Below are 536 nucleotides of genomic sequence, written 5' to 3'. Positions count from 1 at the left end.
GAGCAGATAGAACACGCCCGAGATCACGTCCTTGACGAGGGTTTGTGCGCCAAAACCCACAGCGACGCCAACGACGCCGGCGCCCGCGATCAGGGGGCCGATCTGGATACCGACCGAAGCGAGCATCATCAGCACCGCCATGACGACGATCACTGCCAGTAGAATGTTTTGGATGATGGGCAAGAGCGTGCGCAGCCGCGCCTGCTGCGGATCGACGACCGGCATCTCCTCGTCGCTGATCACCGCGTGCGCTTCGATGCCCAGCTTTCTCTCGATCAATGCCTTGATGATCGACCAGCCGAAATCGGCTGCCAGCGCAATGACAATGACATTGATCAAGCCGCGCAATATGAGCGTGGTCGTCGTGTTGCTGTCCTGCATCGACTGCATGTCCAGACCCCAGGCACTCGCAAGAAGGTAAGCCGCCGCCAGGATCAAGATCATCCGGACTGCGCGATCGATGACAGCGATCGTGACCGCCGGGATCGTAGGCCGGCCGGCATCTTCCGAACCCGGCCGCAGGACGAAATTGACCC

At 60.8% G+C, this 536-nt stretch carries 1 pseudogene; it reads right to left on the bottom strand.

The features are described from left to right. A pseudogene (locus EOA27_RS43080) lies at positions 1–444 on the bottom strand (mechanosensitive ion channel domain-containing protein); the annotation flags it as partial. Positions 445–536 lie beyond the last annotated feature (92 nt).

This window comes from Mesorhizobium sp. M2A.F.Ca.ET.037.01.1.1 (genome assembly GCF_003998075.1).
In the GTDB taxonomy this organism is placed as follows: domain Bacteria; phylum Pseudomonadota; class Alphaproteobacteria; order Rhizobiales; family Rhizobiaceae; genus Mesorhizobium.
Note: the sequence above shows the minus strand (reverse complement) of the source record. Positions and strands in the feature narration are given on the sequence as shown.